The sequence below is a fragment of the Corynebacterium sp. HMSC063G05 genome (assembly GCF_001810555.1).
Lineage (GTDB): Bacteria > Actinomycetota > Actinomycetes > Mycobacteriales > Mycobacteriaceae > Corynebacterium > Corynebacterium jeikeium_D.
The window spans coordinates 81,314-89,564 of record NZ_KV801843.1 but is presented as its reverse complement, the minus strand read 5'-3'; the positions used below and the strand labels follow the sequence as shown (position 1 = coordinate 89,564).

Annotated in this window: 8 protein-coding genes; 4 read left to right on the top strand and 4 right to left on the bottom strand. The window is 58.5% G+C overall.

Annotated elements, in window-relative coordinates; genetic code table 11:
* The first annotated feature begins 254 nt into the window (after positions 1-254).
* Positions 255-650 carry a DUF3887 domain-containing protein gene (locus HMPREF2751_RS10690; protein ID WP_016423247.1) on the top strand — a complete coding sequence of 132 codons (396 nt, stop codon included), beginning with the start codon at positions 255-257 and terminating at the stop codon, positions 648-650.
* Between the two features lie 28 nt (positions 651-678).
* Here HMPREF2751_RS10690 and smpB read toward each other — a convergent pair whose 3' ends face one another.
* Positions 679-1,182, bottom strand: coding sequence for an SsrA-binding protein SmpB (gene smpB, locus HMPREF2751_RS02900; RefSeq protein WP_038626299.1), 504 nt, complete (start codon positions 1,180-1,182; stop codon positions 679-681).
* A 178-nt stretch (positions 1,183-1,360) separates the two neighbouring features.
* Here smpB and HMPREF2751_RS02895 point away from each other — a divergent pair, with 178 nt between their 5' ends.
* The 3 genes from HMPREF2751_RS02895 (at position 1,361) to HMPREF2751_RS02885 (ending at position 4,930) form a co-directional block, all read left to right on the top strand.
* On the top strand, positions 1,361-3,004 hold the full coding sequence (locus HMPREF2751_RS02895) for an AbgT family transporter (protein ID WP_083304396.1): 1,644 nt from the start codon (positions 1,361-1,363) through the stop codon (positions 3,002-3,004).
* Between the two features lie 163 nt (positions 3,005-3,167).
* Complete coding sequence (locus tag HMPREF2751_RS02890; protein ID WP_048733555.1) at positions 3,168-3,935, top strand: alpha/beta hydrolase family protein; 768 nt, start codon at positions 3,168-3,170, stop codon at positions 3,933-3,935.
* Between the two features lie 20 nt (positions 3,936-3,955).
* Entirely contained in the window at positions 3,956-4,930 is a 975-nt protein-coding gene (locus HMPREF2751_RS02885) for a cation diffusion facilitator family transporter (RefSeq protein WP_016423250.1), read from the top strand.
* Between the two features lie 29 nt (positions 4,931-4,959).
* On the opposite strand, the gene HMPREF2751_RS02880 is transcribed toward HMPREF2751_RS02885, so the two are convergent.
* From HMPREF2751_RS02880 to rsmA, 3 genes are read right to left on the bottom strand one after another with little or no spacing between them, the layout of a single operon-like run.
* Positions 4,960-6,789: an ABC-F family ATP-binding cassette domain-containing protein gene (locus HMPREF2751_RS02880; protein WP_070595363.1), complete on the bottom strand. Its 1,830-nt coding sequence runs from the start codon at positions 6,787-6,789 to the stop codon at positions 4,960-4,962.
* Positions 6,773-7,288 carry an NUDIX hydrolase gene (locus HMPREF2751_RS10580; protein WP_083304397.1) on the bottom strand — a complete coding sequence of 172 codons (516 nt, stop codon included), beginning with the start codon at positions 7,286-7,288 and terminating at the stop codon, positions 6,773-6,775. The genes HMPREF2751_RS02880 and HMPREF2751_RS10580 overlap by 17 nt, the downstream gene beginning before the upstream one ends.
* Before the next feature lie 32 nt (positions 7,289-7,320).
* Positions 7,321-8,226 carry a 16S rRNA (adenine(1518)-N(6)/adenine(1519)-N(6))-dimethyltransferase RsmA gene (gene rsmA / locus HMPREF2751_RS02875; RefSeq protein ID WP_070595362.1) on the bottom strand — a complete coding sequence of 302 codons (906 nt, stop codon included), beginning with the start codon at positions 8,224-8,226 and terminating at the stop codon, positions 7,321-7,323.
* Between the last annotated feature and the right edge of the window lie 25 nt (positions 8,227-8,251).

Below are 8,251 nucleotides of genomic sequence, written 5' to 3'. Positions count from 1 at the left end.
CCCCCCCCCCCGAATGTCAACTCCGGGTTGACACTGACGTCAACCAATGGTTGACTGCAGTCATGGATCCATTGACGACAATCCGTCACCGACTGCAAGCAACGAACATTGCCGAACAAGAACTTGAAGATGCCGTGGCGCAGGCTCGCGCAGCGGGCCATTCATGGGCAGAGATTGGAAATGTACTCAATATCTCCCGGCAAGCGGCATTCAAGCGGTTCGGAAGTGTCCAAAACCCCGTTTCAGGAGAATTGATGACTGCCACAAAAACTACACATATCGCCGAGCTCGGCGAAAAATTCCTTCGCCACATCATCAACGGCGAAGAAGCAGAAACCGTAAGCATGATTTCCCCAAAGCTCCGGAAGGATCTCCCCTGGTCCACTATCTACTCTGTCTGGGAAGATGTTCTCACCGAGACTGGGGCGTTCGAATCTTTCGACGACACCCAAGTCACCAGCCTCGGGGGAACCAGGACTAAGGAACCGACCTCGCAGAAACTCCTGTCGAAGATTCTCGGCACAAGTCTCGTCATCACCACCCTCAAACATGAGGCTGGCGAATGGATGGCTCGAGTTGCCTTTGACCGTCACGAAAACGTCATTGGCCTACTCATCCTCCCAGTCGATGCGACTGAGTTCCCCTTCTAAAAAGGGTTTCTTCTAATGAAGACCTCTTTTACCCCTTGATGCCCTTCACACGACGGCCCAGCGCACGAGTAGCTTCGCGCTCCTCCGTGCGGCGCTTGATGTCCTGGCGCTTGTCATAATCCTGCTTACCGCGGGCGAGTGCGAGCTCGACCTTCAAGCGGCCGTCGGTGAAATACAGCTTCAGGGGTACAAGCGTGTTGTTGCCATCGCGGACCTTGCCCCACAGGGTGTCAATCTCCTTGCGGTGCAACAACAGCTTGCGCGAGCGACGCGGTGAGTGATTAGTCCACGAACCGTAGGAGTACTCCGGGATATGCAGCCCGCGGAGCCACACTTCGCCGTCGTCGATGGTCGCGAAGGCGTCATTAAGCGATGCTTTGCCCTCGCGCAGCGCCTTGACCTCAGTGCCCACGAGAACGACACCGCATTCGTAGGTGTCCAGAATGTTGTAGTCATGGCGGGCACGACGATTGGTGGCCACCACCGCGTTGTTGGCGCTGACCTTTTCTTTCTTCGACTTCTTCTTGCCCATAACCTGATTAACTCTAGTCGAAGAAGGTGCACTACAGCTATTCCCTAGCTATTCCCTTAACTTTCCCTTATGCGCCTGCTCGCACCCGACATACATATGCCTCTGGCCTTTTACGTTGTGACGCAACTTACTTTCCCCTAACCTTTTACCAACGTCTAACACAGAGGGATTTATATATATGGGACAGTCAAAAACGTTGGAACCGGACAAAGCGCCACCGAAGCCAAAGGGGTTCCTAGCAACACTGGAACGTATCGGCAACGCACTGCCAAATCCATTTTGGCTATTCGTGATTCTTGCCGGTGTAGTCATCGTTTCTTCGTGGCTCGGTGAGGCTGCGGGTATGCAGGCCAAGGATCCCGCGTCGGGTGACATCATCGAGGTGGAAAGCCTTGCTACCGCAGAGTACCTGCAAAAGATGGTCTCTGAGGCGGTAACGAACTTCACGGACTTCGCACCAGTTGGCCTGATTCTGGTGTGCATGCTCGGTGTCGCAATTGCGGAGTACTCCGGTTACATCGGCTCGGCAATCCGCGCGGCAATTTCCAAGGTGCACTCCCCTGTCCTGCTGACATTCATTGTTGCACTGGCCGGCGTGACTGGTTCAATCGCTTCTGATGCCGTCTACGTGATTCTCATTCCGCTGGGTGCCGCCTCATTCGCCGCAGTTGGTCGTAACCCTATTGTCGGTGCGATGGTCGCCTTTGCCGCCTCGTCGGCCGGGTTCAATTCGTCACTGGTGCTCAACATCACCGATGTGCTGCTGGCAGGTATCTCCACGCATGCAGCGCACTTCGTGGATCCGGAATACGTAGTTTCACCGCTGGCCAACTACTTCTTCACTATGGCCTCGTCGATTGTGCTGGCTCTGATTATTACCGCCGTTACTGAACTGTTTATTACCAAGCACGTGGAGAAGACCGTCCACGACGACCACATTGACCACGATGCCGCGGAATTCACCAAACCGGGCGCTTCGGAGGAAGCTACCGAGGAAAACGCCAAGAAGGAGGAGCGGAACACCGCATCTAGCAGCTCCAGCAATGGCCGCGACAAGCTAATCCTCAACGATGCCGAACGACGTGGCCTCCGCTACGGCAACATCGCCGCTGTCATCTTCCTGGCGCTTTGGTTCGCTGCCCTGTTCATCCCGGGTTCGCCTCTGCGCGGCGAAGGCGACGGCATCTTGAATTCCGTGCTGCTTACCGACGTCGTGGCGTCCATCGCCCTCTTCTTCGCAGTGGTCGGCATTGCGTACGGCATCGGTGCCAAAACCATCACCTCCTCAGCAGACGTGCCCGCCTTCATGGAACGCGGCCTGGGCACACTGACCACAATGATGGTGCTCTTCTTCGCCGTCTCGCAGTTCACGGCCTACTTCAAGTGGTCCAATATCGGCCAGTGGACCGCTATCAAGGGCTCCGAATTCCTGACCAAGGCGGATCTGCCGCCGCTGTTGCTCTTTGCTGCCTTCGTCCTGATGGTGGCTGTTCTCAACCTGCTGATTACCTCGGGCTCCGCACAGTGGGCTCTGATGGCGCCGGTCGTTGTGCCGATGCTGATGTACGTCAACGTCTCTCCAGAGGTCTCCCAGCAGCTATTCCGTATTGGTGACTCCCCGACCAACATCATTACGCCGATGTCGCCGTACTTTGCGCTGGCGCTGACTTTCCTGCAGAAGTACTACAAGCCTGCGGGTGTCGGCACGCTGATGTCGCTGGCTATCCCGTACTCGCTGTGCATGATGGTGGGCTGGTTCCTATTCTTCGTCCTCTGGTATCTCGCGGGCATTCCGCTGGGGCCGGGGGTTCCGGTGCGTTAACTCACAGCCACTAGGAGATTGAGGGATTGGTCGAATTTTTCGCCCAATCCCTCACTTATTTGTGGCACCCGGGCTTAATATTGCGTACGGTCGCCACCACAACGGGCGTCGTAAAGCGAAAACGTACACACATTGAGCACACACTGAGACGCGGATATAACCTATGCCAACAAAGCACCTAAAATTTACGGGATCGACCGGCGAGACTCTGGCTGCATCAATTGATTTGCCGGACGGTCAGCCACGCGCGTGGGCGCTATTTGGTCATTGCTTCACGTGTAATCGGATGGTGCCCGGCGCGTCACGCACCTGCAAGGCGCTGGCGAAGAAGGGCATTGCGGCATTCCGGTTCGACTTCACTGGCCTCGGGCAGTCCACTGGTGATTTCGGTGAGACGACGTTCCAGACCAACATCGATGACCTTAAGGCCGCCTACGAGTTCATGGAGGCAGAATTTGAGGCCCCCTCGCTACTGATTGGGCACTCGCTCGGTGGCGCAGCGGCGCTGAACGCCGGCCACGATATGCCGAAAATCAAGGCGGTAGCGACAATCGGTGCACCCTTCGATCCGGCACACTCGATTGTGCGCATCGCCGGTGACATTTCGACGGTCGATGAGCACGGCACGCAGGTTCTGCAGATTGAAGGTCGTGGCATTCCCATCTCCCGTGAGTTCTTGGAAGTGTTGGCGGACTACAACCCGGAGGTTTATCTCAGCCAGCTGCGCAAGCCACTGCTTATTCTGCACTCCCCGACCGACCAGACTGTTGGTATCGATAGCGCCCAGAAGATTTTCCAGGTCTCTCGCTATCCAAAATCCCTGATGAGCTTGGATCGCGCAGACCACTTGCTCACTCGCGCTAAGTCCGCCGCGCGCGCTGCTGACCTGATTTATGCGTGGGCGGATAGCTATCTTCCGGAGGCTGAATAGCCCTGTTATCATTAGGGGTTATGGACACAACTGAACACTCTGGCCACTCACACGGCCACGGTCATTCACACGGTCATTCACACGGCCATGACCACGCTCATATTGACCCCGCGAATACTCCTGCCCGTCGCCTGCTCGCAGCTGCGGGTCTAACTCTTGTCGTATTTCTCGCCGAGCTCATCGGCGGCTTGGTCTCGGGTTCACTGGCGCTGCTGGCAGATGCCGGCCATATGGTGACGGACTCCGCAGGCCTGCTTATGGCAGTTGCCGGTTTGGCTATCGCCCAGCGCGGAGCCAATCACCGCGCGACGTACGGGTACCGTCGTGTTGAGGTTCTGACTGCTCTCGTCAACGGTCTGACAGTTTTCATCATTGCCGCTGTGATTCTCTGGGGCGCAATCCGGCGATTCGGGTCAGTGGAGCAATCTGAGATTCAAACCACGTCGATGCTCATCATCGCAGTCATCGGCCTGCTCACCAATGTGATTGCGGCGTTTCTGCTCGCCGGCGCTGCCAAGGAAAGCGTCAACGTCCGCGGCGCGTATCTGCACGTGCTTGTCGACGCCGCTGGTTCGGTCGCCGTCATTATCTCCGCTATCGCTATCGCATACACCGGCTGGACTGCCATCGACTCGGTGGTCTCTATCGTGATTGCGCTCTTCATCGTCCCCCGAGCCGCCGTTCTGGTGCGCGACTGTCTCCACGTGTTGCTGGAGTACACCCCGAAGGGCGTCGACACTGAGAGAATCACTGCTGACCTGTCTGACTTGGACGGAGTGGTCGATGTCCACGATCTCCACGTCTGGTCCCTCAACGGCAGCGACCTACTGGCATCTGTCCATCTCGTGCGCTGCGACACGCTCCCCAACGGCGACGAGCACGCATTGCTCGACCGCGCGCAGGCACTGCTTCACGACGTCCACGGGATTGAACACGCCACGGTGCAAATTGAAAGAACCGGGCACGCTGACCACGAGTACCCGGCTCATACCTAAAATGTTCGGCTAGTAGCTGAAGTAAGATGCTAGCCCTCGAGCTGCTCCCCTAGCTCCAGCCACTCCATCTCCAGCTCTGCCTTCTGCTCAACCACCTCCGCAGCACGGCGATCGAGGTCCGCCAGCTTTTGTGTGTCCAAGTTGGCTACATCAGCACTCGCTTCCGCCATCTGCGCATGCAGTTCACTTTCTTGCTGGCTGAGCTTCGCCATCTTCCGCTCCAGAGCACTCATCTTCTTTTGCAGAGCATGAGCTTCCGCAGCCGAGAGCTTCGAGGTATCCTCCTCTGAAGCTGCGCCACGGGTCTGCGGACTACCGGCATTTGCTTGAGATGCACCACCACTAGCGGCCGAGTCAGCCAGCTGTGCGCGACGCTGGAGGTACTGACTAATCCCGCCTGGCAAGTTCGTCAGCTCGCCATCGCCGAAGAGGGCCCAGGTCGAGTCGGCAATACGCTCAATCAGGTAGCGGTCGTGCGAGATGACCACCAACGTGCCCGGCCAATTGTCCAGCAGGTCTTCCAATTCCTGCAGCGTGTCAATATCCAGGTCATTCGTCGGCTCGTCGAGCAGCAGGAAGTTCGGCTCACTCATCAACACGCGTGTGAGTTGCAAGCGGCGACGCTCACCGCCGGAGAGGTCTGCGATTGGGGTGCGCTGCCGCTTCGGGGAAAAACCCAGTCGCTCCGCCAGTTGCGAGGCGCTAATCTGCTTCTTGCCCAGGTCAATGTAGGTCGCCACGTCCTCCACAGCGTCGAGCACACGCATATCCAGCGGCAGATCATCGAGCTCCTGTCGCAGCCAACCCAGACGCACCGTCTTGCCCTCAATCCGCTTGCCATCGCTTAAGGGGTAGTCTCCCGCCAATGCGCGCAACAAAGTCGTCTTACCCGAGCCGTTGACACCGACCAGGCCAATGCGCTCGCCGGGGGCCAGACGCCACGTGACGGCGTTAAGCAATTCCCTACCATCGGGCGTTTCCAGGGACGCGTGTTCCAGTTCCACGACCACCTTGCCCTGACGGCGCTGCGAAAAGGCCATCAGCTCCACGGAATCACGCGGCGCCGGTACATCGGCGATGAGCGCCTCAGCTGCTTCGATACGATAGCGCGGCTTCGACGTGCGGGCCGGCGCCCCACGACGCAGCCAGGCGAGTTCCTTACGCGCAAGGTTCTGGCGACGCTGCTCGGCGGCATCAGCCTGGCGCGCACGCTCGGCACGCGCGAACGTCCAGTCGTTGTAACCACCATCGTAGAAATCGACGGTGCCGTCGTGGACTTCCCATGTCTTCGTGGCAACAGTGTCCAGGAACCAACGGTCGTGCGTGACGACGACCAGGGCTGCCCGGCGCGACAGGACATGATCGGCCAACCACTGCACACCCTCAATATCGAGGTGGTTCGTTGGCTCATCGAGAATGAGTAGATCCAGGTCACGGACTAGCGCAGCCGCCAGGTTAACTCGGCGCCGCTCACCACCGGAGAGATTAGCGACCTTGGTATCCATACCGAGGTCATTGATACCGATGCCATCGAGAACCTCGCGGATGGAGGCATTACCGGCCCATTCGTGTTCGGCGAGTCCCAGCGGTGCGATGACGCACTCAAACACGGTGGAGTTCGGGTCGAGCTCCGCGCCCTGGGTGACATGTGCCATAGCCATGTCATTAGCCCGCGAAATACGTCCGGAGTCCGCCGGCTCCACACCTGCCAAAATCTTCAGCAATGTGGATTTGCCACCACCGTTCAGGCCGACAACACCGATGCGGTCGCCCTCTTGAACACCGAGGCTAACGCCGTCGAGCAGAGTCTTGAGCCCGAAGGACTTAGAAATATTCTCGCAATTAATCAGATTCGCCATGATGAGTATTTATTGTGCCCCATTCGACGTTGCCAAGCACACGCCGAACATACCAAGCCACCGGCAGCTCCTCGAACTGCTCTCGGGTTACCCATTTAAACTCCGGATGCTCGCCGCTGAGCTGGACATTCTGCGTGTCGTCGGCCTCGCGCACTAGGAAGGTCACTGTGTGGAAACGGAAGTTCTCCCCGCCCAAATCAGGATTGGAATAATGCGCAAACTCGCTGACCTCCGCTGCGCGCAGACCGGCCTCTTCGCGCAGTTCGCGCACAGCGGCCTCTGACGGTTCTTCCCCGGCATCGAGTTTGCCGCCGGGCAAATCCCATTGGCCACCGAGGAATCCATCGTATTCACGCAGCAGAAGCAGCAGGCGACTACCTCGGAAAACTATGCAGTTGCATACCCAACCGTCGTCGTCAGGCCAGTACTTTGTGCACGCCAAACCGCGTGGTTCGCGCCGGCCGATCTCGGCCCTACTGGGGGTGTCATCACGGTGCATGGGGAAAGATCGCCTGTCCTTTATTAAAAGCGCTAGTCTCGTGAGACCTCAGCGAGGCGAACGAAATCGGCAATTTCGAGCTTCTCTCCTCGCTGCTTGGGGTCAATCCCCGCTGCCATAAGCGCTTCTTCGGCTGCGGCACCAGATCCGTAAATCCCCGATAAGGCCGCACGGAGGGTCTTGCGGCGTTGCGCAAAAGCAGCGTCGATAAGCGGGAAAAGGCGCGCGCGAAATTGCGGCGAAATCTCCCACGGAGCCTCGGGGGCATCGGCGGCATTGGGGTTCTCAGGAGCGTCGGAGCGGGCGTAGCAGTCAATGCGCACAAGCCCGGAATCAACCTTCGGGACCGGCCAAAAGACGTGCGGACCAATGGCACCGGCGCGACGCACTGTGCCGTAGTAGGCGGCCTTGACGCTGGGGACGCCGTAAATCTTGGAGCCCGGCTGAGCCGCCAGCCGGTCAGCGACCTCAGACTGCACCATCACGAGCACGCGGCGGATGGTGGGGAGCTCGGCAAGCATGTGCAGCAGCACCGGTACAGAAACGTTGTATGGCAGATTGGCCACCAGCGCATCTGGGGCGGTCCGAAAGTCCTCGCGACTGACTTTCAACGCATCTTTCTCAATGAGCTCTAGCGCGCAGCCGTCAGCGCGCTCAGCGACTGTCTGGGGCAAACGCTCCGCCAACCGAGAATCGATTTCAACAGCCGCGGCGCGGCCGCAGTGTTCGAGCAGCCCGAGGGTCAGCGAGCCCAAGCCGGGGCCGACCTCAACAGGGTAGGAATCCTCCGGCAAGTCCGCCGCAGCGACAATTCGACGCACGGTGTTGGCGTCGTGGACGAAGTTCTGCCCCAATTTCTTCGTCGGGACAATATCCAACTGCGCCGCCAAGTCGCGCACTTCGACCGGCCCCAGGAAAGAAACTTCTGCTTTAGTCACAGTTAGATACTACGGGGTCAAAAGA

What these genes read in the sequence shown, in the direction of transcription:
- HMPREF2751_RS02880 (WP_070595363.1), bottom strand. Translation starts at nt 6,789, where the DNA reads ATGGCGAATCTGATTAATTGCGAGAATATTTCTAAGTCCTTCGGGCTC.
- smpB (WP_038626299.1), bottom strand. Translation starts at nt 1,182, where the DNA reads ATGGGCAAGAAGAAGTCGAAGAAAGAAAAGGTCAGCGCCAACAACGCG.
- HMPREF2751_RS02890 (WP_048733555.1), top strand. Translation starts at nt 3,168, where the DNA reads ATGCCAACAAAGCACCTAAAATTTACGGGATCGACCGGCGAGACTCTG.
- HMPREF2751_RS10690 (WP_016423247.1), top strand. Translation starts at nt 255, where the DNA reads ATGACTGCCACAAAAACTACACATATCGCCGAGCTCGGCGAAAAATTC.
- HMPREF2751_RS10580 (WP_083304397.1), bottom strand. Translation starts at nt 7,288, where the DNA reads ATGCACCGTGATGACACCCCCAGTAGGGCCGAGATCGGCCGGCGCGAA.
- HMPREF2751_RS02895 (WP_083304396.1), top strand. Translation starts at nt 1,361, where the DNA reads ATGGGACAGTCAAAAACGTTGGAACCGGACAAAGCGCCACCGAAGCCA.
- HMPREF2751_RS02885 (WP_016423250.1), top strand. Translation starts at nt 3,956, where the DNA reads ATGGACACAACTGAACACTCTGGCCACTCACACGGCCACGGTCATTCA.